The sequence below is a fragment of the Halobacteriovorax sp. GB3 genome (assembly GCF_028649655.1).
Taxonomy (GTDB): domain Bacteria; phylum Bdellovibrionota; class Bacteriovoracia; order Bacteriovoracales; family Bacteriovoracaceae; genus BSW11-IV.
Genome location: NZ_JAQSLN010000001.1, coordinates 107,091 through 131,257 on the forward strand (window position 1 = coordinate 107,091; position 24,167 = coordinate 131,257).

Annotated in this window: 24 protein-coding genes; 17 read left to right on the forward strand and 7 right to left on the reverse strand. The window is 37.5% G+C overall.

All coding sequences use genetic code 11. The features are described from left to right. Positions 1–41 precede the first annotated feature (41 nt). Positions 42–1,319 carry a replication-associated recombination protein A gene (locus HBN50_RS00510; RefSeq protein ID WP_273867059.1) on the reverse strand — a complete coding sequence of 426 codons (1,278 nt, stop codon included), beginning with the start codon at positions 1,317–1,319 and terminating at the stop codon, positions 42–44. A gap of 171 nt (positions 1,320–1,490) precedes the next feature. Here HBN50_RS00510 and rpsU point away from each other — a divergent pair, with 171 nt between their 5' ends. Together rpsU and HBN50_RS00520 are read left to right on the forward strand one after the other, a co-directional pair. Continuing rightward, positions 1,491–1,712, forward strand: coding sequence for a 30S ribosomal protein S21 (gene rpsU, locus HBN50_RS00515; RefSeq protein WP_273867060.1), 222 nt, complete (start codon positions 1,491–1,493; stop codon positions 1,710–1,712). Between the two features lie 124 nt (positions 1,713–1,836). Beyond that, positions 1,837–2,343 carry a hypothetical protein gene (locus HBN50_RS00520; RefSeq protein WP_273867062.1) on the forward strand — a complete coding sequence of 169 codons (507 nt, stop codon included), beginning with the start codon at positions 1,837–1,839 and terminating at the stop codon, positions 2,341–2,343. Here the strand turns inward: HBN50_RS00520 and HBN50_RS00525 are convergent, their stop codons facing one another. The 3 genes from HBN50_RS00525 to ileS all read right to left on the reverse strand — a co-directional run bounded on the left by HBN50_RS00525 (position 2,344) and on the right by ileS (position 7,057). Beyond that, complete coding sequence (locus HBN50_RS00525; RefSeq protein ID WP_273867063.1) at positions 2,344–3,189, reverse strand: hypothetical protein; 846 nt, start codon at positions 3,187–3,189, stop codon at positions 2,344–2,346. 39 nt (positions 3,190–3,228) lie between these two features. Next, positions 3,229–3,696, reverse strand: a complete 468-nt coding sequence (locus HBN50_RS00530; protein ID WP_273867065.1) for a hypothetical protein — start codon at positions 3,694–3,696, stop codon at positions 3,229–3,231. A 232-nt stretch (positions 3,697–3,928) separates the two neighbouring features. Next, the gene (gene ileS, locus HBN50_RS00535) at positions 3,929–7,057 is read right to left on the reverse strand and encodes an isoleucine--tRNA ligase (RefSeq protein ID WP_273867067.1); all 3,129 of its coding nucleotides are present in this window, start codon (positions 7,055–7,057) and stop codon (positions 3,929–3,931) included. A 182-nt stretch (positions 7,058–7,239) separates the two neighbouring features. On the opposite strand from ileS, the gene HBN50_RS00540 reads away from it, so the two are divergent. Genes HBN50_RS00540 through HBN50_RS00555 form a run of 4 tightly spaced genes read left to right on the forward strand, consistent with a single transcriptional unit; the run spans position 7,240 to position 10,116 of the window. After that, complete coding sequence (locus tag HBN50_RS00540) at positions 7,240–8,625, forward strand: hypothetical protein (RefSeq protein ID WP_273867069.1); 1,386 nt, start codon at positions 7,240–7,242, stop codon at positions 8,623–8,625. After that, positions 8,612–9,265, forward strand: coding sequence for a Maf family protein (locus tag HBN50_RS00545; protein WP_273867070.1), 654 nt, complete (start codon positions 8,612–8,614; stop codon positions 9,263–9,265). The genes HBN50_RS00540 and HBN50_RS00545 overlap by 14 nt, the downstream gene beginning before the upstream one ends. Before the next feature lie 3 nt (positions 9,266–9,268). Further along, positions 9,269–9,628: a DUF167 domain-containing protein gene (locus HBN50_RS00550; protein ID WP_273867071.1), complete on the forward strand. Its 360-nt coding sequence runs from the start codon at positions 9,269–9,271 to the stop codon at positions 9,626–9,628. Then, positions 9,625–10,116, forward strand: a complete 492-nt coding sequence (locus HBN50_RS00555; RefSeq protein WP_273867072.1) for a hypothetical protein — start codon at positions 9,625–9,627, stop codon at positions 10,114–10,116. The genes HBN50_RS00550 and HBN50_RS00555 overlap by 4 nt, the downstream gene beginning before the upstream one ends. 5 nt (positions 10,117–10,121) lie before the next feature. Here the strand turns inward: HBN50_RS00555 and HBN50_RS00560 are convergent, their stop codons facing one another. Beyond that, positions 10,122–10,301: a hypothetical protein gene (locus HBN50_RS00560; RefSeq protein ID WP_273867073.1), complete on the reverse strand. Its 180-nt coding sequence runs from the start codon at positions 10,299–10,301 to the stop codon at positions 10,122–10,124. 381 nt (positions 10,302–10,682) lie between these two features. On the opposite strand from HBN50_RS00560, the gene HBN50_RS00565 reads away from it, so the two are divergent. The 5 genes from HBN50_RS00565 (at position 10,683) to HBN50_RS00585 (ending at position 15,986) form a co-directional block, all read left to right on the forward strand. After that, a complete protein-coding gene (locus tag HBN50_RS00565) occupies positions 10,683–11,654 on the forward strand; it encodes a TRAP transporter TatT component family protein (protein ID WP_273867074.1) in 972 nt (323 codons plus the stop codon). Between the two features lie 9 nt (positions 11,655–11,663). Next, a complete protein-coding gene (locus HBN50_RS00570) occupies positions 11,664–12,626 on the forward strand; it encodes a TRAP transporter substrate-binding protein (protein WP_273867075.1) in 963 nt (320 codons plus the stop codon). Beyond that, on the forward strand, positions 12,626–13,117 hold the full coding sequence (locus HBN50_RS00575; protein ID WP_273867076.1) for a TRAP transporter small permease: 492 nt from the start codon (positions 12,626–12,628) through the stop codon (positions 13,115–13,117). The genes HBN50_RS00570 and HBN50_RS00575 overlap by 1 nt, the downstream gene beginning before the upstream one ends. A 1-nt stretch (position 13,118) precedes the next feature. Then, positions 13,119–14,378: a TRAP transporter large permease gene (locus tag HBN50_RS00580; RefSeq protein ID WP_273867077.1), complete on the forward strand. Its 1,260-nt coding sequence runs from the start codon at positions 13,119–13,121 to the stop codon at positions 14,376–14,378. A 63-nt stretch (positions 14,379–14,441) separates the two neighbouring features. Beyond that, positions 14,442–15,986, forward strand: a complete 1,545-nt coding sequence (locus HBN50_RS00585) for a hypothetical protein (RefSeq protein ID WP_273867078.1) — start codon at positions 14,442–14,444, stop codon at positions 15,984–15,986. A 178-nt stretch (positions 15,987–16,164) separates the two neighbouring features. Here HBN50_RS00585 and HBN50_RS00590 read toward each other — a convergent pair whose 3' ends face one another. Beyond that, positions 16,165–16,809, reverse strand: coding sequence for a hypothetical protein (locus HBN50_RS00590; RefSeq protein WP_273867080.1), 645 nt, complete (start codon positions 16,807–16,809; stop codon positions 16,165–16,167). Between the two features lie 408 nt (positions 16,810–17,217). Here HBN50_RS00590 and HBN50_RS00595 point away from each other — a divergent pair, with 408 nt between their 5' ends. After that, positions 17,218–17,709, forward strand: coding sequence for a hypothetical protein (locus HBN50_RS00595; RefSeq protein ID WP_273867081.1), 492 nt, complete (start codon positions 17,218–17,220; stop codon positions 17,707–17,709). Here HBN50_RS00595 and HBN50_RS00600 read toward each other — a convergent pair. Next, positions 17,706–18,695, reverse strand: a complete 990-nt coding sequence (locus HBN50_RS00600; protein ID WP_273867082.1) for a DHH family phosphoesterase — start codon at positions 18,693–18,695, stop codon at positions 17,706–17,708. The genes HBN50_RS00595 and HBN50_RS00600 overlap by 4 nt on opposite strands. A 142-nt stretch (positions 18,696–18,837) precedes the next feature. Between HBN50_RS00600 and HBN50_RS00605 the strand changes: the two genes are divergently transcribed. The 5 genes from HBN50_RS00605 to HBN50_RS00625 are packed head-to-tail and all read left to right on the forward strand — an operon-like array spanning position 18,838 to position 24,033. Next, positions 18,838–19,746, forward strand: a complete 909-nt coding sequence (locus HBN50_RS00605) for an ABC transporter ATP-binding protein (RefSeq protein ID WP_273868336.1) — start codon at positions 18,838–18,840, stop codon at positions 19,744–19,746. After that, complete coding sequence (locus HBN50_RS00610) at positions 19,739–20,476, forward strand: ABC transporter permease (protein ID WP_273867083.1); 738 nt, start codon at positions 19,739–19,741, stop codon at positions 20,474–20,476. Before HBN50_RS00605 ends, HBN50_RS00610 begins: the two co-directional genes overlap by 8 nt. Then, positions 20,476–21,999 carry a GldG family protein gene (locus tag HBN50_RS00615; RefSeq protein WP_273867085.1) on the forward strand — a complete coding sequence of 508 codons (1,524 nt, stop codon included), beginning with the start codon at positions 20,476–20,478 and terminating at the stop codon, positions 21,997–21,999. Before HBN50_RS00610 ends, HBN50_RS00615 begins: the two co-directional genes overlap by 1 nt. A gap of 7 nt (positions 22,000–22,006) precedes the next feature. Further along, complete coding sequence (locus HBN50_RS00620; RefSeq protein WP_273867087.1) at positions 22,007–23,344, forward strand: hypothetical protein; 1,338 nt, start codon at positions 22,007–22,009, stop codon at positions 23,342–23,344. 2 nt (positions 23,345–23,346) lie between these two features. Further along, positions 23,347–24,033 (forward strand): hypothetical protein, encoded by a 687-nt coding sequence (locus HBN50_RS00625; protein WP_273867088.1) that lies wholly within the window; start codon positions 23,347–23,349, stop codon positions 24,031–24,033. Positions 24,034–24,167: the final 134 nt, after the last annotated feature.

Here is a 24,167-nt window from a genome sequence, read left to right on the forward strand (position 1 = left end):
AGATATTTATTAAAATGAAGGGTCTCGATGTAGGCCCTTTTTTATTTGGTAAATCGATTCCAAAGTTTTGAAAGTCTCTCTCTAATATTTTTTTCTACGCCAACCTCTTTTGGCCTATAGAATTGAGGAGTACCTTTAGGAGCATATTCTTGTTCAACAAAGCTATGGGGATAGCTATGAGGGTATTGATAGGGCCTAGTATTTTTGGGTGGAAAATTTCTAAGATGATTTGGAACTTCTATTGTTTGTGTATTTCTCACAAATTCTAAGGCCTCATTGATACCATTGTATGCGGCATTACTTTTTACAGTTGAAGCAAGGTAAGTGGTGGCCTGTGCGAGATTGATTCTTGCTTCAGGCATTCCTATATTTTGAACGGCAATGAGAGAAGAGGTTGCGATATTTAAAGCGCTCGGATCAGCGTTGCCCACATCTTCTGAAGCAAAGATGATTAATCGTCTGGCAATAAAGACAGGGTCTTCTCCTCCATCAAGCATCACGGCAAGCCAAAGAAGAGCTGCATCGGGATCACTTCCTCTCATACTTTTAATAAAGGCCGAAATTACATCATAGTGGCGGTCTTTATTTTTATCGTAAGAGCGAGCGTTTTCAAGAACCAGTGGCTTTACTTCAGCGAGAGTCATCTCTTGGTCACCTGCATAGTGTGAAACGATCTCTAAAAGATTGAGTGCATTTCTCGCATCACCATTAGCATTGTCTGCTAAAAATAGGAGAGATTCTTTATCAACATGAATTTCAAAGTCCATGGCAGCATTCGTGACAATATTGAGAAGATCATCTTCAGTGAGCTTCTTTAACTCTATCGATTGAACTCGACTTAAGAGTGCTCTATTTACTGAACTTCTTGGATTTTCTGTCGTTGCACCAATTAATTTAAAGTCCCCAGCTTCAACATAGGGAAGTAGGGCATCCTGTTGAGACTTATTAAATCGATGGATTTCATCGACAAAAATAACAGCTTCTTTTTGTAGCATTTGCTTCATTTCAAGAGCACTTGAAATGAGTTTTTTCAAATCGTTAACTCCACCTAAAACTGCATTAAAGCGATAAAATTCTCGTTTCGAGTTATTGGCCAGAATATGAGCAAGGGTCGTCTTTCCCGTTCCTGGGGGCCCCCAAAGAATGAGGCTCGGGAAGTTTTCATCTGTGAGAAAGGGATATCGTTTAAAGATATGCTTTTGACCTACGTAATTTTCGAGACTTAGAGGTCGAGCTTTATGAGCAAGTGGTCTTCCTTTTTGATCCTTTGGAGATTGCTCCTGATTTAGATCTGAAAATAAACTTTGTTGCTTGACCATGGGGGTTCCTCTTTTTCTCTCAAAACCAAGTATATTCGAGGGGTCACAAACTTTAGTGTTGACTTCGACGCTCGGCCCGCTTAATTTATACGGACTTTTAAGGACAGTAAACCCTTAAACCTGCACCGTTAAAGGAGCAGCTAGCGCCATGAAGAAGGAGGTGAATTTAACATGTCTGAAAATCTAATCAAAATCACTATTGATGAAAAGATCGGAGCAGAGAGATCTCTAAAGAAATTTAAGAGACTTTGCGAATCTTTCGGTGTTATTCGTGAATACCGTAAAAGACAAGAGTACAAAAAACCTTCTGTGCGTAACAAGGAAAAACTTGAAGCGGCTGAAAAGAGAAGAAAGAAGTCGAACTTCAAGTACTCAAAAAAGTCTAAAATCTAGTTTTTAGCTAGTAAAAGATAGGGCCCTCGTTTGAGGGCCTTTTTTTTTCTCTTTCTTGGGTAATTTCATCCCTCTGCCATTCAAACTCCGTATCTGCCATAATAGAGGGGCGAGAGGAGGATTTATGATTGAAAAAAAGATCTTTAATTTGCCGGCCTTTTTAATTCTATTTAAAAGACTATGTTTTTTTGTTTCAATCGGGATGACTCTAGCTCTCGTTTGGGGGTATGTTGAATTTCAAACTGTCGGCCAATGGGATATTCTAAAGTCTTGGGTCTTTGACTTTCTTCCCTCGACAATTATCACGTTTACTCTTCTTACAATTTTAACTTCTCTTATTTCTTTGAGCGTCGGTAGTCTTGTGATCTATGGCTACGTTTATGCTTATCTGTCATTTGTTGTGGATGCTAATGGTATTGTTGGTCCATCGAGTGAGAAGCTCTTTCCTGAAAGAAAATATGTTCTCTTTCAAGATATAAAATATATGGGACTCGATTTACTGGGAAGGTTTGTTGTTCATGCTGATCAGGCTAAGCTTGGGGCGAAGTATAAGTTGAACCGATTTGACGAGTTTTATCTTAGAAAGCTAATTCGTGAAGCTGTTCGCGGATTCTCTTATCACCTTCAGTAATTAGTGATTTCTTAGAATCATTTTTAAAATAGAATTCCATCTATTGTGCATGATCTTTAAAGTCGTTGCTTGATGCTTTGGAACGCCAATAATTCCTTTGTCGACTTTCATGTGAAAGTTATTCCAAGCGATATTAAGCTGCTCGAGATTGTCGAGTAGGTAAGTGAAGCTTCTTTCATCAACCACTCTCTCTTCAAGAGGTTTAATAAAGTTACTCCAGCAGGATTCAAATTGTGCTTTGTACTCTTTGTCTAAGAGAGAGGCATAAGTGAAATTTAATTTGATGAGCATGCGATGAAAGGCCCTATCAAAATGAATATCTGCATGAAAGTAATTTTCATAAATTGTTTTCTTTGTGATCAGAGACTCTTCTAGATAGTGAATCATTTTATAATTCTCGTTACTAATGGCCTTGAGATAAGAAATCGTTTTAATGATTGAATCTCTTTTTGGTGCACTTTTAATTTTCTCAAGAGATGGTGCTGATTCAATGGCCTTAAGAATCTCAATATCGAGAGCTCTTGCTCTTTTAAAGAAGCGGTGAAACTTCTCTTCGCATTCTTTTTCTTTATCACTGGTTTGACAGCTTACTTGAATTTCTTTCCAAAGTTGTTGTTGAGACCTGATATCTTGCCTAAGTCCTAAGAGGACTTTGTGATAGGGATCGAGTTTTCGAAGAGTGTGATAGAACTCGATTACAATACTTCGCGCCTGAGAACGAATGTAACGATTAAAAGATGCTTCTGAGACAGAGACTTTCTTCTTATCGAAAAAGAAATAGCTATAATTTCCTTGCGAGCTAAGGCTTAGAAGGAGAATGAATGTCGCTAAAATGCTTTTAACCATAGAACTATGGTCGGTTGCTCCATCCTTATAGTCAAGAACTTAAGCAGCAAGCCCCATGAAAGAAGTATCTTCCTCAATTGGACCACTTAATTCCATATATTCAGGACATTCTCTCAGTGTTTGAAAAGGCTTCAACCAACAGTCTTCATTTAGACAGATGTTGATATGATGTGCATGCCCTTCAGAGGTCTTCTTAACAAGTTCCCTTGGAAAGAGCTTTACCGGAAAACTAGAGAGCTCAAAATAGATATCTTTTTGCTTTGATAATTTTCCTGAGAACATGGCCGCAAGACAGATAAATGCACCAACTTCACTCGCTTCAATTCTAATGATGTCTTGATCGAGTTGATTAATTTCTTTGACTAGTTGGTTGGCGTATTTTTGAATTTGTTTCGGATTGATATGCTTATATTGGAAGAGCTTCTCTCTTATAGGCTGGCTAAGTGCTCTCTTTTCGGACTCGCAAAAACCTTGGTCTTTGAAGTTATACATCAATGTATCTTGCATTGAGTGTTTGATCTCTTCAAACTTGTAGTTGCAGAGGGTTCTTTTGTTCTTAGTGAGTCTAATTTTTCCAGTCAGAGTGTTCTGGCCATGCATAAGATCCTACCTTGTTTAGCACAAGCACGCTTTTATTATAGTTCTTATCGTGATCTTTCTTAGAAAATATTAGACAAATTTTATAAGTTTTTGATTTTCGAGGGAAGGTTAGGCCCAGTAGTGACTGGGCCTAATGAAATTAAATTTTGGCAATTGTAATTTTAAGATCGTGTTCATCAACTTTGAAAGAATTTTCGCTCTGAAGTCCAGATTTCCCTTCAAATTTCTCGCAGAGAGTCTCTTTTGAAATATAGTCCGCGTGAGTAGAAATGGCCTTTGAAAGCTCATCTGAAGCTTCGTATTCAACCGCGATTCTATCTTCAACGTTGAATCCTGAATCTTTTCTGAGTCTCTGGATACGATTGACAACTTCTCTTGCCAGACCCTCATGAATGAGTTCCTCATCGAGGTTGCAATCGATGTCGATTGAGATGAATCTATTTGAAAGGGCCTGAGTCCCTTCTTTTGCCTCTCTAAAGATCTGAATGTCTTCAGAAACAAGCTTTTCTCCAAGAATTTCAACTGAACCTTTCTCTTCGAAAGTATTGAGATCATCAGCACTTAGAGCTTGAATGGCCTTCCCAAATTCTCCCATGCGTTTACCGACTTTCTTTCCAAGAACGCGGAAATTAGGTTTTGCATAGAGTTTGATGAAGTTATCCTCATCTTGAGAGTAAGTGACGTTCTTAACGTTAAGCTCTGTTTGAATGTAGCCTTCAAGCTTTTTGATCTCATCGAGAAGCGCTTGATCTTTATGAATTACAGTTAATGTTCTTAGAGGTGTTTTAACTTTAATTTGAACGGCATTTCTTTGCTGACGTCCAAGAAGAATAAGCTGTTGCATTCTATCAACGGCATCTTCAAGTACTGGATTGATTTTTGACTCATCAGCAACAGGGTAGTCACAAAGGTGAACTGAAAGTTCTTTTTCATTTGAATCAAGTTTCTTTAGTTCACTAAAGATATGCTCAGAAAGAAATGGTGCAAATGGAGCCATTGCTTGAGTGAGTTCTTTAAGTGCAATATAAAGAGTCGAGTAGGCCGAGCATTTATCATCATTAAGTCCTTCTCCCCAAAAGCGAGAACGGTTAAGACGAATATACCAATTTGTTAGATCCTCAATGAAATTGAAAAGAGCGGGAACAACATTGTAGAGTTTGTACTCTTCCATTTCTGTTGAAATGTTCTTCTTTAGCGTTTGTAGCTTAGAGAGAACCCAGCTATCCATGATATTATCGTTGTACTTAAGATTTGTAGAGGCATTCCAGCCATCAACTTCAGCATAAGTTGTAAGGAATTTAAAAGAGTTATACCAAGGAAGAAGAGCACGGCGAACCATGTCCTTAACTCCGGCATCTGTAAAACGTTGCTCTTCACCGCGAACAAGACCTGAGTTGATGAGATAGAGTCTTAGAGCGTCGGCACCAAAGTCTTCCATGAGAACATCTGGAGCTGTAAAGTTTCTAAGAGACTTACTCATTTTCTTACCATCTTCAGCAAGGACGAGTCCGTTTACAATAACATTTTTAAAAGCAGGCTTATCAAAAAGAGCTGTCGATAAAATCGTGAGAGTGTAGAACCAACCTCTCGTTTGATCTAGACCTTCAGCGATGAACTCCGCTGGATATCCATTTTCAAAAACATCTTGGTTCTCAAATGGGTAGTGAAGCTGAGCGTAAGGCATTGATCCAGATTCAAACCAACAGTCAAATACTTCAGTGATTCTCTTATATGTCCCTGCTTCACCTTCAATTTGGAAAGTGATTTCATCTACAGTTTCTCTGTGAAGATCGTCGATTTCTACACCTGAATAATTTTTAAGTTCTTCAATTGATCCAATACAGATCATATTTTCAGTTTCGTCATTAACCCATACTGGAAGTGGTGTTCCCCAAACTCTGTTTCTTGAAACTGCCCAGTCTCTTGCTCCTTCAAGCCACTTTCCGAAACGACCATTTTTAATGTGGCCAGGAACCCAGCGAATTTGAGAGTTTGACTTGAGTAGTCTCTCTTTCATTTCTTCTACTTTAATGTACCAAGAAGGAATCGAGCGGTAGAGAAGAGGAGTGTCTGAACGGTAACAGAATGGGTAACTGTGAACGAGCGTTGCTTGTTCGTACAACTTCCCTGACTCTTTTAGGTCTTTGATGATTTGCTTATCAGCATCTTTCACATACATATCGGCATAGTCTGTAACGCTTGATTTGAAATGCCCTCTATCATCAATAGGACAGGTTTCAGCGAAGACTTTAGCTTCTTTCATTACACGGTTATCGTCTTCACCAAATGAAGGTGCTGTGTGAACAATACCTGTTCCATTATCTGTTGTTACATAGTCATCATTGAAAACTTGAAATGCACCTTCGCTAGCAAGTTCAGAGAAGTAACCAAAGAGTGGCTCATATTTCTTTCCAAGAAATTCAGAACCCTTGTGTTCAGAAAGAACTTCTAGCTCTCTTTTTTTTCCATAAGCTTCAAGTCTCTGCTTAGCTAAAACGACAACTTTTCCAAGATCATTATCTTTTACTTTAACGTAATCGATATCAGCACCCATACAAAGACCAAGGTTTGATGGAAGCGTCCAAGGAGTTGTTGTCCAAGCGAGAAGGTAAGTATCTTCATCTTGAAGTTTAAAAAGAACAGTGATCGCTGGATCTTGCACGTCTTTGTAGTTTAGACCCGCTTCAAAGTTTGAAAGAACTGTTCCAAGGGCCGTTGAGAAAGGTACGACTTTCGTTCCTTGGTAGACGTAATTTTTCTCCCAAAGACTTTTGAAAACCCACCAGCATGATTCCATGAATGAAGGGTCCATCGTTTTATAGTCATTTTCAAAATCAACCCAACGTCCAAGACGATTAACTGTCTTTTCCCATTCAGATGTATATTTGAGTACAATTGAGCGACACTCGTCAGAGTAACCTTTAATTCCAAGTTTCTCGAGCGCATCGTGTGCCGACATTCCTAGCTTTTTATTGATTTCTTGTTCAATTGGAAGACCGTGCGTATCCCAACCAAAACGTCTTTCAACGTAGCGACCTTTCATTGTCCAGTAACGAGGAACAATATCTTTGAGTGTTCCAGCAAGAAGGTGACCGTGGTGAGGAAGACCTGTCGCAAACGGAGGACCATCGTAGAAAATGTAGGGAGCATTATCTTTTGTCTTTTCTAGGGACTTCTTGAAAATCTGGTTTTCTTCCCAAAATTTCAGGACTTTATGCTCTGTCTCTACGAAAGAGAACGATTCATTACCATTTGTTTGTTCTGACACGGTTTACTCCACTTTAACCAGTTGAATTTATTAAGCACCAATCATAGCAAAAGTGTTTGAATTTGAATAGGTTAGGCTTCTTTTAGCGTGTAAAAAACAAAGGATCGGAAAAATCTTCCAGACGTTCACTCTATCGAGCTCATGAGGGTCATGGGATTTCTCTTAATTCCGAATAGTTAGGTATGAAAATGAAAGGCCTTACCCTGATAATTCTCTCCATTTTGCTAGGACAACTCGCCCTAGGGCAAGACTATTTGGCCCAAAAGCGCAGCCTCATTCGTTGGAATGAAGTGGATGAAGTGAAGTGGCTCGATTTTGGAGAGTGGAAAAAAGAAAGAAGAAAAAGAGATGAGACTCCCGATTGGGAGGAAATTGTTCGCGATCGCGATCTTGTCGAAGAGGTTGGTTCCATTATTAAGTGTGTGGGCGATTGTCGCTTGTATCGTGGTGAGAGTACTCACCAGGCGAAGTATCGCTCAAAAGTTAAAGAGGGAGATGAACTTCATACTTTCGGTCAAAGTTTTGTCTGGGTATATCTCTATGATGGAACTCTCGTTCGCCTTTCACCAGACTCATCGATTTCTTTTAAAGAATTAAATATAGGATTAAAAACGAATTTTCTTCATGTCAGAATGAACTCGGGAAATATCTTTTGGATGAACCGAAGTTCTAATGAAATTGCTCTAAGTCAAAAGAAGGAAACGGATACTCTATTTCTTCCTTTGAAGCTCCATGATGCCAATCCAAGGTCAGTTAAAAGAAAATATGGTGATGATGAACTTTTTAATTATCTGGCAAATGATGAGGCAAAAGGAAATCAGTACAAACGCCTTAATCAATTAATTCAAAGTAATAATACTCATTTGAAAAAGAAGACTCGCTCTTTCATCGTCATGCCGAATGGCTCCCTTGTTGGAGATGAAATCGCCGCTGAGTTCAATGTCCTCGTTGGTGGGAAGAGCTACTTTAAATTGAGGAATGAAAAGACCTTAAGCTATGTCGAAGCAATTTCTCCAAGTGCGACCTTCTACTTCAGAGGATTTGAAAATGAAGAAAGCGAAGAAATTATTTCGGGCTTTTGGTATGAAGTTGATGAAAGGGGAAGGGATGTAAGTCGAATCGAAGGATTGCAGGGCTTTGCTACAGGAGAATTTGTAACAAAGAGAATTCCTACAATTCTTATGGCCCGAGAATTACTCTTTAAAGAATCGCTCGAGTTTTCTCAAAAAGTTGAAGATGAATACATCTTAGCAAATACCTATGGATTTAGAATTTGGGAAAAACTTGTTGAAAAAGGAAAAACTGATCTTGAAAGAAGAGAGGATTTCCTCGTTAATTACACGAGACGAATTGAGACTTCAAATCTCCTTGCTGCGAGAAAATTGAAAAACAGATTTAAGTCGAGAGGAGAGTCGTATAATCCTTATACATATAACAATCGCTTTTACAAAGCGGCCATTGATGATTACTTTAGAGAGCGTGAGGCATGGAAAGAAGATCAGGACCTCATTGAAACACTAAATAGTACTAAAAAAGAATACTGGAAGAACTTACATGGAATCTACTGAAAAAAAATATAGAATTGTTTTAGCGAGTGCAAGCCCGAGAAGAAAAGAGCTTTTAGGATGGCTAGAGGTGCCTTTTGAAATCATTCCTTCCCACGTAGAAGAAGTGACAACAATGACACGTCCTCACGACGTTGCTGAAGATCTCGCCGCTCTTAAAGGCGAAGATATTTATAGGAAGCTAGAAGATTCAAACGAAGTGGAAAATCCATTTGTCATTTCATCAGATACAATTGTCACTCTTGGTGAGACCATTTATGGAAAGCCAAAAGATAAAGAAGATGCCTTTAGAATGCTTGGCGAACTCTCTGGTAAAACACATCAGGTTGTAACTGGTGTTGCTATGTTTTTTGAAGATAGAAAAACAAAGGAGAAAAAAAGAGTTGTCTTCTCTGTTTCAACTCTGGTTACTTTTGATTCCATTGATAAAGACCTCCTTGAAAATTATGTTAATTCAAACGATCCTCTCGACAAGGCCGGTGCCTATGGAATTCAGGGGCAGGGTCTAAGTTTCATTTCCCGTATTGATGGGTCCTATTCGAATGTGGTTGGATTCCCTCTCTCAGATTTTGTCGATCATTTTAAAAAGGCGTTAGAGCTAGAGCATGATTCGCTTGGAACTTGGCGCGAACTTTTTAATTAAAAAATGAATCCAGTTCTTTCATTTTTTCAAGGTCATGGAATTGAATGCTACAGTGTTGAGCAAGGAGATGATTTTCTCTCTTTTAGTCTCAATGTCCAAGCAAAGCCAGGATCCAAAGTGGAGAAAATGAAATTTAGTGAGAATGGCCATATGGTTGTCTTTGTTAAGGCCAAACCAATTGAAGGTCAGGCCAATAAGGCGATTACTAAGTTTGTAACTAAGAATTTAGGGATTGGTGGTGGCTCCTTTGTGCTAGATTGTGGTGAAAAATCAAAGATTAAGAGATTTCGTATTGTCTTCTCTTTTACAGAACGTAAAAATGTGGATTATTATTTAGAAAAATTAAAAAAGACATTTTTATGAAACAAACTCTTCTTTTTACATTTCTGATTGCGACTTCCGCCTTTTCTCAACAAGCCGTTGAGCAAAAAGAGGTCTCAACGACATTTGAATACACTGATCAAGTTAGTCGAAAAATTGAAGAAGTAAAATCGTTACCACCTAAGGATTATCTCTCTAAAATTAATTCTTATCGCGATGTTGTTGAAGAGTACATCAATCATAAGAAGCGTGTTTGTAGTGGTGAATTTTCGACGATCATTTTAGGCTCGAAAGGTCTTAATACAGAGGAAACAAAGAAGATTCGCTTATCGCCAGAGGAGAGGGAGCTTTGTTTTAGAGAGCTCAAGGCCCTTCAGATCAATTTTGTGAATAATATGTTTGCGGCTAGAAAGAAGTATTTAGAATATGTTCACGAAAAACGCATCGAGGAACTTTCCAAAGCACGTGAAGAAGCCCTTGGGAGTATTCACTCGACATTTTCAAAAAGTAAATTAAGAACAAGAAAGTAGGTCACCTAGTTCTTTTTAAGTAGTCCCAGTGCAGATGTCTTTGGTCTTACACTTTTAACTTTAAAAAGAGATCTAGATGGACGAAGACTTAGTTTCTTTCTTACAGTTCTATTACCTGTAAAGCTAAGTTTTGGTCCAAGTTTCTCTACTTCAGTTGTCGTTGTTTTAGACGATTCGTTAGACATGTCATCCTCCTTTTGTGATGGAAAGTTAATATACAAGCTTTCCCATCTTAGAGGTGACAAGATTTGGTCAAGTCACGTTAAAAGAATGAGAAAGCTACCCTGGAAAAACAATTTCGTTTTTGCAGCAATGGCCACTCCTCGTGCCGGTAACTAAATATCCTTATACACTCATCGGTTAAATTAAACCTTTCTTGAGTGCTTAATACCATACCCTAATCATATCATATTGTTAGACTAATTTCACGCATTGAGTAAAAAAAGTTAGACAGTTTTGGACGACAAAACGGCGCATTTGTTGTAAATACTTGAAAACTATTGCACTCTAATAGAGTGATCAGATTTTAGTCATTACAAAAACAACACCCCTAAAGGTGGAGCTTCATGAAAATGCCTACATTTTTAACAATTATTCTCTCTCTTTCACTCTTTACATCTTGCGCTCTGGTTAGGAAATCTGCGGTTTCTACGGCATCTCCTATCTTTGTTAAGGCGACAGAAGGGCTAGAACAAGAGTCGGATCTCGAGCATTTTAAGCAAGGGACACCTGGTAACCTAATGCTCTTAGAGTCTCTTCTCTATGTTTCGCCATCGGACAAAGACATTCTTGTTAGCTTAGTGAAAGGTTATTCGGGATATGCATTTGCTATTCATGAGACAAAGTACTTAGAAGATCTTCTTGCTGAAAAAGAAAATTCAAAGGCCAAGAAGCAAGCACTTTTAAATTATTCAAAGGCCATTAAGCATGGACTTTCTTATTTAAATCTCTACGGAATTTCTTTTTCTGATTTAGAGAGAGCTGTTCGCGAAGAGGGTGGGATTCCAAGATTCTTAGAAAAAGAATACGACGATGATGGAAGAGATATTGATGCTGTTTTATTTCTCGCGCAATCTCTTGGCTCATTCATTAATATGAATAAAACAGATATGACTCTCGTTGCACGTCTTGGAGTTGCTAAAGGTCTTTTTGATTGGGCCTGTAACTTAAACCCAGATGTGAACTTTGGAATGTGTGATATCTTCTATGGTGCTTACGAAGCTGCGAGACCGAGAATGTTAGGTGGTAATCCACAGAAGGCAAAAGAGATTTTCTCAAAGGCGATGAAGAGATGGCCAAAGAACTGGCTTATCCATGTTAGTTACATTCAGTACTACCTCATCCCAATGGCCGAAGAAGAAGAGTATAAGCAATATAAGGTAATTCTTGAAAATGCCCATAATGACTTTGAAAGTTCACTTTTATGGTCTCCAAGTGAAAAAGATGAAAACCTTGGAGCTCCTCGAATGAGAATTTATCAGTCTCTCGCTTTTGAGCGTTTTAAGATTATCAAGAAAATGGAAAACGATATTTTTTAAGGATCTATTATGAGAGTACTTTTATTAAGTTTATTCTTTTTTATTCAATCAGCTCACGCCGTTACACTTAAAGTCGGTGTTCTTGCTCCTGAGGGAACAAATTGGGCCAAGAGTCTAAAGAAGATGGCAAAAGAAATTAAAGAAGCGACAAATAAAAAAGTTAAGTTAAAGATTTATTACGGTGGAGCTCAAGGGGATGAGCCGGATGTTCTTAGAAAAGTTCGCGTAGGTCAACTTCACGGCGGTATCTTTACTGGAAAAACTCTTGGTGACATTAACGGTGATGTAAGAGTTCTCGAAATTCCATTCACTTTTTATGGTGATAGAGAAAAAGCGCTTGCGACAACTCAAAAGCTAGCTCCTTTTTTAAATACAAAATTTGATAAGGAAAACTTTGTAAACCTAGGTTTCTTTGAAATTGGTTTGGTCTACTTTGTTTCTCAAAAGAACACAGGGAATATCTCAAGCCTGAATGGACTTAAAATTTGGTCTTGGGAAGGGGATAAGCTTGTTTCAAGTATGATTGAAACAATGAAGCTCATCTCTGTTCCACTTCCACTTCCAGATGTTCTCTCTTCTCTTTCAACGGGAATTGTTGAAGCTGCTTATGCTCCACCTCTTGGGATTCTTTCTCTTCAGTGGAATACAAAAGTTAAGTATCTGGTAGATTTTCCAATTGCCTACTCTGTAGGGGCCTTCCTTGTATCTAAGAAGGGCTGGAAAAAAGTGAAGCCTGAGCATCAAAAAATTGTAAGAGAAATTACTTCTCGTTATGTAAATGAAATCAATAAAGTAAATGCTAAAGATAACCAAGATGCACTTTCAGCAATGAAGGCCATGGGGATCTCATTTCTCGAATTTCCAAAAACAGATGTTGAAAAGGGAAAAGAGATTCGTGCAAAAATTGTTGATAAGTTAACTGGGAAGCTTTTCTCTAAAGAAGCTCTTGGTAAATTGGAAAAAGAACTTTAATGACGATTATAAGAAAAATAGATCAGGGCCTAGATAAGCTAGCTTCGGGACTGTTGATTGCAACAGTCTTTTCTATGCTTCTTCTAAGTGTTTCAGGGATTGTTTTACGTTGGTTCAATATTTCATTTATGTGGCTCGATCCACTGGTAAGACATCTCGTTTTTATAAGTGCCTTTCTTGGTGGTGTTCTCGCAACGGGAAGACAAACTCATATTGGAATTGAGATCATTCCTAAGTTTTTAGAGGCCAAGGGTGATGTTAAAAACCTTGCGATCATTCGTGTTATTATCGGTATTATTTCTACTGGAACACTCGTTTGGATTTCTAAGGCGAGTTATGATTTTTTTAAAATTGAGCTTCAGTATGGAAAAGAAGCCTTTCTTGGAATTCATAGTGGGTATCTCGTAGGAATTATCCCTGCGGGCTTTGCTTTTCTTGCAATCCGCTTCTTCTTTTCAGTCTTCATTCAAGCTAATAAAATAAAGGAATAAAATGGGTCTTGCGCTAATCGTCGGTATTATCTTTATAGCTATTTTAGGGACTCCGCTTTTTATTGTGATGGCCTTAGCCGCCCTTGGAGCTTTCACTCTCTCTGAAGTTGAAGTCTCGGCGGTTGCTGTTGAAATTTATCGACTCGCTAGTGCTCCAACTCTTTTGACGATTCCTCTTTTTACTTTCGCTGGTTATATCATGGCCGAATCCAATGCACCTAAGCGTCTTCTAAGACTGGCTGAAGCAGCTTTGGGTTGGATTCCTGGTGGAGTTGCGATTGTTTCACTTGTTATCTGCGCTTTTTTTACGGCCTTTACAGGAGCCAGTGGGGTAACGATTATTGCCCTCGGTGGTCTTTTGTATCCAATTTTAAAAAATGAAGGATACAGCGAGAAATTTTCACTCGGACTTATTACAACATCTGGCTCGCTTGGACTTCTCTTTCCTCCAAGTTTGCCAATTATTCTTTACGGTCTCGTAGCGAATGTTGATATTGATGAGCTATTTAAAGCGGGGATTATCCCTGGAACTCTTCTCATCGTTATTCTCTCATTTTGGTCGATTCGAAATGGTGCTCTTAAAATGACGAGAAAGAAGTTTGATTTCAACGAACTTGTGAGTGCTTTTAAAGCCTGTTTCTTTGAGGCCCTTTTACCTGTTGCCGTTCTCTATGGAATCTATGGTGGTCTGACAACAGCAACTGAAGCTGCGGCCCTTACGGCGTTTTATATTTTAATAGTGGAATGTTTTATTTATAGAGACCTTAATATCTTTAAGGATATTCCACGAGTGACTCTCGATAGTATGGCCCTCGTTGGAGGAATTCTTCTCATTCTATGTTGTGCTCTTGGACTAACGAATTATCTTGTTGATGAAGAAGTTCCAATGCAAATCCTTGAGACGATGAGAACATTTCTAACGAATAAATATTCGTTCCTTCTGTTCTTAAATATCTTCCTTCTTGTCGTTGGAAGTTTAATGGATATTTTTAGTGCTATTATCGTTGTTGTTCCATTAATTGTCCCAATTGCTCAAGAATTTGATATCCATCCAATTCACTTGGCCATTATCTTTTTAACAAATTTAGAAATTGGCTACATTACACCTCCTGTAGGGATCAACCTCTTCATTAGTAGCTTTCGCTTTAAAAAGCCGATTACAGAGCTTTATCGCTCTTCTTTTCCCTTTTTAATTCTACTGCTTATTGCACTGGTTATTATTACCTATATTCCACAACTTAGCCTCTTTTGGGTAGAATGAAGGTGACTCTAAAATTGAGGAACGGTAGTGGTGTGTATTGCAAGGGTCATAAGACCTCTCGTATTGTCTTTTTCGTTATTAAGCGCAAGTGTTTTTGCTGAGACAAATTACTACGAAGACGTCTATTTAGGTCAGCGATCATTTGATCTCTATGACGGTCCTCTCGATCCAAGTATTCGCTTTTCTCCAAAGAATGGTTCAATTCACTTTCAAGATGATATTTTTCAAGAAGATTATTTTCAGCAACTCACTGAGAAGAATTTTTTTGATTTATATGACTTTTGGAAAAGTGACGTTCAGATCTATAAGTCTTGTCCAAATAGTGATCTAGGGGAGAACATCCGCTATATTCGTTATGTTTTTAGACTCCTGACAATCTCATATTTATATGAGGGGTTACAAGATTATCAAAAACTACTTTATGAATTAGGTGGTCGTGAAGATTCGTGTAATCTTGAGTATGAATCACTTTTTAAAGGCTGTCGTCCAGAGAGCTTAGAGATGAAGAAGTTTGTACGCCGAGTGAAAAGTAAGCTCAAAATGACAACAGACTTTTCTGCTTACAAGAGAATGGATTCCTCTGAACTAGAGAACTGGCTCAAGAGTTTTAGAGCTAAGCCAAATATGAGTTTAGCAACAACTAGGCTTCAAAGTTGGTGCGTAGATGAAGGAAAAGATTGTCGCTCCCTTAATGATAAAGAGGCCCAAAAGGCGATCATATCTTCATGTCGACAAGATAAAGAATTGATTCAAAAAATATGCTCTGAAGATGATCAAATCTATGGACTCAGTTATATCGAAGAGGCCGTCAGTCTGATCATGCAATCAAATATTATCAACGTTCTCAATTCCAATAATACTGCCTACAGTTGCTTAAAGAGATATCAACAAATCTTTTCAGCTAAAGAAAAAAAAGTAGAGCATTTGAAGTCGCTCTTTCCACAGGTATTCAAAAAATTAACGAGTAAAAAAGTTACTTACATTCAAGGTGAAATCTTTCTACCAGGTGCTTTAAAAGAATTTGATGATAAGGGGTTAAAAGATTTTATTTTCAAAGAAGAAGAAAAAGTCGTAGAAAAAAAACCTGAGCCTAAACCAGTACCAAAGCCTTTGCCTAAGCCAGTACCAAAGCCAATTCCTAAGCCTGTGGTTGTTGTAAAACCGAAGCCAAAGCCAGTTGTCATTAAAGAGGAGCCTAAGAAGATTGAGCTTTCTACATTTGAAAAAGCTGTTGCAAAATCTCAGAAGACAAAGCTTGCTAGAGTCGCTGTTGAAATGGATAAGATGAAAAGTGAAAAGGTTTTCACTGGTCAAATGATAGAAGCACTTAAAGAGCCACTCAAAGAATATCAAACGAGAGAAGCTTTAAGTGATATGAAAAACTATGACAAACTTGGATCTAAAGTTGAGCCTGTGCGCTTCTTATTTCTTCGATATTTGATTGATAATGATCATCACCAAGGTCTATACAATATTGTTAATGTTCTCGGTAAAACTTTTTACGTTGTTAACGATATTGAGGAAAAGAATATTCCGGTTTATATCGAATTAAGAAATGATGCGACGACATCTCATATGTGGCAAATCACTGTTCTTCAAAATCCCTAGAAATTAAAAAGGGCCTTATTCAAGGCCCTGTTTTGATCCTTTTAAAAAAAGATAGTGGGTGGTGAGGGTCTTTCCCTCTCGTGCTAGTCTAAATATAATTTTTAGAGCTGTTCGGAAAGTCTTTTTGTAACTTTAACTAAATAAAAAAAGCTCTCCCGAAGGAGAGCTTTGTAAGTTATTAGTATTTCTTAGCGATTCTTTTAAGCTTTCTCTTAGCATAGCTTGAAAGGTCTAGCATAAGAAGGAAACCAGCATTTTCACCATTTTGATCTTCACCAACAAGTGAGATGTTACCGATTCTTCTATCACCAGAGTTAAATCTAGCAGTTAGGATTGCACCTGGAGCATTAAGCTTGTTAAGTGGTACCCATACACCAAATACTTTTGGTCCTAGATAGAATGCCATGTTCTTAAATTTCTCAATTGAGAAAGCAACGGCTGGAAGAGAACCTTCACTAACACCTGGAAGAGCTCTTCCTCCTGGAAGTGTCATTGGGTCAAGTTGACCAAGTCTTCCATCAAATACGTCATCAAGTGAAACAGAAATTTTCATCAGCATACCATCTGAAAAGAGATCTGGTTCCATTGAAATGTAAGAGTTTGGATACTTCGGAATTGCGTAACGAAGTCCACCTTCAAGTTGAAGATTTTCAAAGTTCATGCTGATAATCACATCATCTTGAAGTAGTTCAACGTTTGGTCCATCTACACCCGGAATTTCAAGTTTTGTGTTACTTTTCCCACAACTTGCAAAAAACATAGACATAGAAAGTAGTAGTGTCACGAGGACGGCCTTAGGAGTTCTAGATACTGAATTGTTCATGGGGTTCTCTCAAAAGAAACGTCGTTTCTTTATCGAGCTTATGACTTGTAACAAAAAACGGACAACAGCAACATACGTACAGCAAAATCATAAGTTTTAAAAAATGATAATCTCTCTCAACGATTGACTAGTGTTTCTGACAATCACCAATTGTATTCATTTGACTAATTCAATCAAGAACTTCTTCGGAGTGCTTGGAGGGATACTTGAGAACTAAGATCAACTACTTTGGAAATATTAAGAATATCGGACATTTGGATATTCAAATTATCCCATATTTTTTTTTGATTACTATGAAGGGGCCTTTGTAGAGCTTTGTTTGAAAATTGCCAACTCTTTATTGCAGGAAGATGTGAACACCTAAAATCACGTTGGAGAATTTGGTAGAATAAAATTCAGGAGTGTGAAATGAGAATATTTTCATCTTTTCAAAATCAAGCAAATAAAGTCGACCATAGCGATACTCATCGTCGTACAACGAACGAAAAGGCCAAAGTAAAAGAGGCCCAAGACTTCGCTGAAGATGAGAGAATCGTCCGCCACGCGCCACCACGTCTCGATAGAGGAGATGTACTAGCTAAGATTGAAAGAGCTAAGAAGAAAAGTGAAGTTCAGGCTAAACCCGTTGATAATGGTTTTAGATCAGATATGCCCGAGACGATTAAAAAGCCAACAGTACAAGCTTCTAAAGGGCCTTCTAAAGAAGTTTCGAGTGAAGAGCAAAAAGTAGAATCAAAAGCTGAAGCATCTGCTGAAGCACACTTACTACAGAGTGATGTACAAAATAATGATCCTAAAAATCCAAAGGTAAGAGAAAAGCTAAAAGATGCTTTAAATATGAATACCTTTAACTTCAGTGATAAAGAGAGAGCTGTTCTTTCAAAGATTCTTACAAGCTAAACTTGCGAGAGCATCTTCTCAATTTTTGAAATCGTTCTCTTAACCACATCGCTTAATTCGCCTTCAACTACTGTTGCGGCAGAGTGGTTGTGACCGCCACCACCAAGGGCCTGGGCCATAATTCCAACATCGATACTATCATCAGAAGATCTCAAACTTACTTTTACTTGCTTACCAATTTTTCTAAACATACAGGCAACTTTGATATTATCGAGAATGAGAAGGTGATTAATAAAGCCGTGAGTATCCTCAGCGTCTGACTCGTGGTTTTCAATCATTTGTTCAGTTAGACAAATCCATGCAATGGTTTCATCTTTTGTGGTTTGAGCAGAGCTAAGAACTTTTCCAAGTAGCTGCATATGAGATATTTTCTTGGTTCCATTGATAAGATTGAAGGCCTCTGGAGGCTTTACTCCTGCTGCCATGAGCTTTGAGACAAGTGCGTGAGTATTACCTGTCACAGTAGGATAGCGAAAGCTTGAAGTATCTATGATGATCGCAGTATAGAGTGCGAGAGCGATGGCCTCATCAAATTCTACACCGATGGCCTCAATAAGCCCGCCAACAAGTTCTCCTGTCGCGGCCGTATTGGTATCTATGCAATGAATCGCTTGTAATTCCTTTGGACAAGGGTGGTGATCAATAAATAAAAGATCTTTTGATAAGAGAACGAGCTGTTGAACATTTGTTCCGATTCTTGGAAGAGAATTGGTATCGGCAACAATGAAGAGGTCGATTTCTTGTTCAACATCGTATTGAGCCTTGTACTCTTCGAGACCTAGGACAATATTATCTGGATCGAGGTATTTATAGCGCTCAAAGAGAGGCTCCTCATTAACACAAATAGCATCCTTTCCCATTTTTCTTAGGGCCATGCAAAGAGCGATTTGGCTGCCAATACCATCGGCATCTGGATGAATGTGAGTTGTAATAACTATCTTGTTGGCCTTTTTGGTCAACTTTTTAAAATGTTCTTTAATTCTCATACTATCTTTATCGGTTATTTTCTCTTTGGGCCTGAACAGAAATTTTAAAATGATTTCCCTTATTTGTGCAGGATTTTTTTCAATTTCTAATATTTTTGCTATGCTTTTTTGAGATTTATTAGGGAGGATCATAGTGAGTGATATGGCAATCACGATTGAACACATTTCTAAGGAATATCCTGGAAGAAGGGCCTTAGTGGATGTGAATTTTTCAGTAAAGCGTGGGCGCATTCATGGGTTTCTTGGACCAAATGGCGCTGGTAAGTCGACGACGATGAAAATTATCACAGGTGTGCTTAGACCCAATGGGGGAAGTGTAAAGATTATGGAAGGAGCAAGAATTGGCTACCTTCCTGAAACACCACCTCTATATGGAAATATGACTGTCATTAATTATCTAAACTTTGTTCAACAACTTTATACGTTGAAAGTTAAAAAGAATTTAAGGCCAATAGATGAAATTCTAAATAAGTGTGGTCTTATTGATGTTAAGTCTCGTCTTATCAGAAATCTTTCTAAAGGATATAAGCAAAGAGTAGGAATTGCTTCAACACTTGTGTCTAATCCTGAAATCATTATTTTAGATGAACCAACTGTTGGACTAGATCCTAAGGCCATTTTAGAAATTAGAGATCTCATTAAAGAGTTGAGTCGTGAACACACTGTACTTCTATCAACTCACCAATTGCATGAAGCTAATCTTCTTTGTGAGGATATAACAATCATCAATAAGGGTGAAATTCTTATGACGGGTGCTGTCGAGGAGATTCGTTCTAAAATTTCTGGAACTCAGCAATTAGAAATTGAAGTTGAAGGATTAAAAGAGGAGAGCTTATCAAAGCTTGAGGCTTCTTGTTCTGTTGAAATTTCAAATCGAATTGAAAGTGACCGTTCAATAAAGCTTACTTTAAAAGCAAAAGAGGGTGGAGATCATCGAGCGAAAATAAGTCAATTCTTTTCATCTGAAGGTGCGATTGTAATTAGCTTAAGTGAACGTACGCTCGATTTAGAGGGGATCTTTAAAGAAGTTACAGGAGTTCGTCATGCTTAAAGGATCAATGATTTTGATGAAAAAAGAATTATCGGATTATTTTTCATCTCCTCTTATTTATATTATTGCAGGAGTCTTTAGTTTGATTATGGGACTTCTTTTTTATAACTTCTTGGTAACAAATCAAGAATTAACGAATCTCTCGCTAGCTAATTCAATTTTACTTCCGACCTTTGGTGCGATGAACTTTCTTCTAATGTTCATTGTTCCTCTTTTAACGATGGGACATTTTGCAGAGGAGAGTAAGAATGAAACACTCGATCTTATCTTGCGATCAGATCTAAGTGTTGTCGACATCATTATTGCAAAATTTCTTTCAACATTCTTTGTCGTACTCTTTCTTGTTATGTTGACGCTTGTCTTTCCAATCATTCTTTCTTTTTCTGGCTATGATCAATGGGCGATTGTTTGGACAAATTATGGAGCAGTTCTTCTTTCTGTGTGCGCTTATATCGCAGTCGGGCTCTTTGCTTCGAGTATTACAGAAAATCAAATCGTCTCTGTTGTGGTCTCCTTTTCAGTGTTATTTGCTTTTTTACTTTTAATTAATATGTCTTCAGTAACAGAAAATTATATTGTTGGAATGATTCTTCAGTATTTTAGTATTGGATTTCACCACGCCCATCTTTCAAAGGGAATGGTCGTAAGTTTTAATCTCGTATACTACGTAAGTTTTGTTGGATTCTTTTCTTTTCTAACTTACAAATCTTTAGATTCGAGGAATTGGTAATGAAAAAAGCTCTTTTAAGCTTCTTTAATATTATAAATATTGTGCTTTATTTTATCGTGATTGCTCTTTGGCTTTCAATAAGCGATGAGAGAGTCTTGGTTCTGTCGGTGACTATTCTAACTTTAATCATGACCGTTGTTCTCTTAGTTGTCCAAAGAGACAAGTTTAAGCACTACTACATGTCTCATCATTTTAAAATGTTAACGAGCACTCTTGTAACGACCTTTCTTTTCTTCTCTATTTTAGGAGTTGTTAATTACTTGGCCTTTAAAAATCCTCTGAAAAAAGATTTCACAGGTTATCAAGTGAACTCTTTAACAGAGCAAACGGTTAAAGTCACAAAGTCTCTCGATGAAAAACTCTCTGTTAAGGTTTTTTCAAAGCGTGATCAATTTGCCAATATTCGAACGCTAATTGAATTGTACCGTCAAGAGAATGCAAATGTTCAGGTTGAATATATTGATGCTTCACTTAGGCCAGATCTTGTTAGTAGTGAGCAGATCTTTCAACTACCCGCGATTGTACTTGAATATAAAAATAAAAAAGAAAAGATCTCTCGCCTAAGAGAGCTTGAATTCACAAATGCTTTGATTAAGCTCTCACGTGAATCTCTTCCAGTTATTTATTATGTTAGGGATCACCAAGGTCCAAGTGTAGATGAAAAAAATCCGACGGATCTTAGTTTTCTAAAGCAATTACTTGTTCATTCTTCTTACGAATTTAAAGAGCTCGATCTTCTCTCTGCTCGCGAGATTCCCGCCGATGCCACAATTGTAATGATTTGGGGACCAAAGAGCGGATTTTTAAAAGAAGAGATTGAAGTACTCGACCAATATCTCACTAGGGGGAAATCTCTTATTGTAGGACTTGATCCAACTTTGAATGAAGATGTTTTTAGAAATCTTCGCGATCTTCTCATTACTTGGGGTGTTCGAATTCATAACAACCTTGTTGTCGACCCTAAATCAAATGTTCGCGGTTCCAATGGGCTTGCTCCTATTGTAAAAAAGTTTGGTAAGCATCCTATTTCTGAAGACTACAGTGGACAAGTTTTCTTTCCTGTTGTTTCTAGTGTGGAATATGCTGATTCTCCTTTTCATAAAGGCGTTATGAAAAATCTTGCACTCTCTTCAAACGAGAGTTGGGGTGAGACAAATTTTCAAGAATTAAAAGAAAATCAAGTGACCTATACTCCCGATCAAGATCGAAATGGACCTCTTTCTTTTGCCGGGGCCTGGGAGCAAAGTGACGGTAATACTCGAATTGTTGCTTTTGGAAATTCAACTTTTGTAACTAACCAATATCAAAAGATGGTTCAAAACTATATTTTCTTAAATAGTGCACTGGATTGGCTTTCTGGGGATGATCTCATCTCAGCTTTTGATAGACCGCAATTGAAAGAGGAGCCTGTCTTTATTAGTGGGCCTCAGATTGGAATTATTTTTTATTTCTCAGTCGTTGCTCTGCCTGTTGTTTTTTTGATTACATCAATTGTTTTTTATCGAAGAAGACGTGTTTTATAGGTGATTCATGAAGTTGAATGGAATTCTTTTACTTATTCTTATTGGCCTTCTTTCTATCGCTTACATTTTTGAAGAAAAGGGAGCTATTGATCAAAAAGAGTTAAAAGAAAAGGAATTAAGCCTCATTAAAAAAGATGAGTTTGATAAACTTTTGAGTGTAAAGTTTCCCTTGTATGAAATTCAATACAATAAAGAAGCAACACTTATTAGTTCTAAACACCCCGCTGATCAGAAGAAGCTCAATGAATTAATGGGACACCTTTCAAGATTGCGCTTAACTCGTATCCTTGAAAAAGAAGAAGTTAAAGAACTTGGTCAAAGCTCATACGTTCCCGACCAAAAAAGCTGGGTCGAATTCAATTTCTCTAATGGAAAACTTAAATTAATCTTAGGTAAGAAGTTAGATTATTCAACTGAGTTTTACATGCAAGTTGTTAAGAATGATCAGCTTCCAGGCGACATCGTTGTTGTAGAAGATGCTAGGGCAGAAGATGCGGTTTTAAAAAGAGAGAGTGCTCATCGTAGTGATATCAAGTATCGCCGATTGCAATCTCTTCTTTGGATTCCTGAAAAATTTCTCTTTGATCGTCATTTAATTTTAGATTCTAAATTTAGCGTACAAGAGATTTCTTCAATTAAAATTGAAAATAAGAAAAAAATTGCTTTTGAAATAAAGCTCTCTCCTTTGCAGCTTTTACCAAAAACTCTGACGAGTTATCAGCTAGAGGAAAAGCGAGTTCAAGATTTTTTAGATGAGATCATCGCTTTTGAAGGGGAGGAAGTCCTTTTAGCTCTTGATTCTGATGATCTTTCTTCTCTTTTAACAACGATTACTCTTACTTCTAAAGATGGAGTAAAAACTCATCTTGATTTCTATCGTTCCTATAAAAGTCAACTCGGTTCTTATGCTCATATAAGAGGAGCTAAGCATGCTCTTAAATTGACTAGTGAGCAAGATGATCTCTTTTATACGAGTTATCAAAGGTTCATGAATAAAGCGATTATTGATAAGAAAGAATTAAAGTCGCTCTCTTTTTCTGATTTTTCTGTTTCCTTTCAAAAAGATGGCCTATTTAAAGCGACGAGTCCGAAGAAAGACCTCGCTCAGGTGGAGTTTAAAAAACTCTATGATTTACTTGTAAGTGAGGCCTCTTATTATACGCCACTACTTAAAGATGAGAGCTACCAAGAAAAGCTTGATTTTTCTCTTTTAGGAGAGAAACTAACTCTTGCTAAAAGAAAGAATGAACTTCTTTTGCTTATTCATGAAAAAGGGTTAAAATTACACTACGACATGGCCAAGACTTACTGGCCTAGTGTGAAATTTGCGGACTATTTGAGGTAATCTTGAACGCTGTTATTAATAACTATATCCAGTCATTTCTCCATCCTTTTGATCAACATGAAAAACTTCATGGGATTCGCGAGGGACTTTCTAAGAGAAAGAAGGAAGCTTTAACAGTTGTCTCAGAAGATTCTTTAAATGAAGAGATCCCTGTTAAACTCTCTTTTGTTGAGGCCATGAGTGTTTCTTGGCTTTTGAAAATGGTTTATAGTTTTTATAGTATGGTTTCAATTCACTTGGGACTTATTTCTTATAAGCTTATGAGTGAAGACTCTAGCTTCGCTGATCTTCTCTTTAATGATTTTCCTATGAAGGCGCAGAAGGCCCTTCTATTTACAACTTTACTTAGTGCTATTTTTTATCCCCTTGTTCTTTGGATTTATACTAAGTTTTGGAGTGTCATTATTAAATTCTTTTCCATGCTCTTTGATATCAAAGGCGATGTTGAATCAATGACTGATGAAGTGGTGAATCATAGTTTGGTTAGCAATATGTTTCTTCTCGTTCCTGTTTTTGGCGAGGCCGCTAAAAACTTTTGCTCTTTTATCTATATCTTTGCAGGTCTAAAAAAGAACTTCGGGATGAACTCTCTTCAAAGTATTGTCGTTCTTTCGGCACCACTTTTTCTTTTCATTGTGATGCTTCTTTGCTTCTCTCTTATTTTTATGCTCTTTGTTAACATTCTCTAAGAAAATAGATGAACTTTGTTTTTTTGCATCGAAAGATTCGTCTATTCCCATGTTGTAATCTTTGCTTGTAAGCATTTTGGAGAATTTTAAGTCGTTGAAAGTATTAGTCTTTTGTTATGACACAGTGGGCGTGT

Coding starts and splice junctions, on each gene's coding strand:
- HBN50_RS00510 (WP_273867059.1), bottom strand. CDS start 1,319: ATGGTCAAGCAACAAAGTTTATTTTCAGATCTAAATCAGGAGCAATCT.
- rpsU (WP_273867060.1), top strand. CDS start 1,491: ATGTCTGAAAATCTAATCAAAATCACTATTGATGAAAAGATCGGAGCA.
- HBN50_RS00520 (WP_273867062.1), top strand. CDS start 1,837: ATGATTGAAAAAAAGATCTTTAATTTGCCGGCCTTTTTAATTCTATTT.
- HBN50_RS00525 (WP_273867063.1), bottom strand. CDS start 3,189: ATGGTTAAAAGCATTTTAGCGACATTCATTCTCCTTCTAAGCCTTAGC.
- HBN50_RS00530 (WP_273867065.1), bottom strand. CDS start 3,696: ATGCAAGATACATTGATGTATAACTTCAAAGACCAAGGTTTTTGCGAG.
- HBN50_RS00540 (WP_273867069.1), top strand. CDS start 7,240: ATGAAAATGAAAGGCCTTACCCTGATAATTCTCTCCATTTTGCTAGGA.
- HBN50_RS00545 (WP_273867070.1), top strand. CDS start 8,612: ATGGAATCTACTGAAAAAAAATATAGAATTGTTTTAGCGAGTGCAAGC.
- HBN50_RS00550 (WP_273867071.1), top strand. CDS start 9,269: ATGAATCCAGTTCTTTCATTTTTTCAAGGTCATGGAATTGAATGCTAC.
- HBN50_RS00555 (WP_273867072.1), top strand. CDS start 9,625: ATGAAACAAACTCTTCTTTTTACATTTCTGATTGCGACTTCCGCCTTT.
- HBN50_RS00560 (WP_273867073.1), bottom strand. CDS start 10,301: ATGTCTAACGAATCGTCTAAAACAACGACAACTGAAGTAGAGAAACTT.
- HBN50_RS00565 (WP_273867074.1), top strand. CDS start 10,683: ATGAAAATGCCTACATTTTTAACAATTATTCTCTCTCTTTCACTCTTT.
- HBN50_RS00570 (WP_273867075.1), top strand. CDS start 11,664: ATGAGAGTACTTTTATTAAGTTTATTCTTTTTTATTCAATCAGCTCAC.
- HBN50_RS00575 (WP_273867076.1), top strand. CDS start 12,626: ATGACGATTATAAGAAAAATAGATCAGGGCCTAGATAAGCTAGCTTCG.
- HBN50_RS00580 (WP_273867077.1), top strand. CDS start 13,119: ATGGGTCTTGCGCTAATCGTCGGTATTATCTTTATAGCTATTTTAGGG.
- HBN50_RS00590 (WP_273867080.1), bottom strand. CDS start 16,809: ATGAACAATTCAGTATCTAGAACTCCTAAGGCCGTCCTCGTGACACTA.
- HBN50_RS00595 (WP_273867081.1), top strand. CDS start 17,218: ATGAGAATATTTTCATCTTTTCAAAATCAAGCAAATAAAGTCGACCAT.
- HBN50_RS00600 (WP_273867082.1), bottom strand. CDS start 18,695: ATGAGAATTAAAGAACATTTTAAAAAGTTGACCAAAAAGGCCAACAAG.
- HBN50_RS00605 (WP_273868336.1), top strand. CDS start 18,838: ATGGCAATCACGATTGAACACATTTCTAAGGAATATCCTGGAAGAAGG.
- HBN50_RS00610 (WP_273867083.1), top strand. CDS start 19,739: ATGCTTAAAGGATCAATGATTTTGATGAAAAAAGAATTATCGGATTAT.
- HBN50_RS00615 (WP_273867085.1), top strand. CDS start 20,476: ATGAAAAAAGCTCTTTTAAGCTTCTTTAATATTATAAATATTGTGCTT.
- HBN50_RS00620 (WP_273867087.1), top strand. CDS start 22,007: ATGAAGTTGAATGGAATTCTTTTACTTATTCTTATTGGCCTTCTTTCT.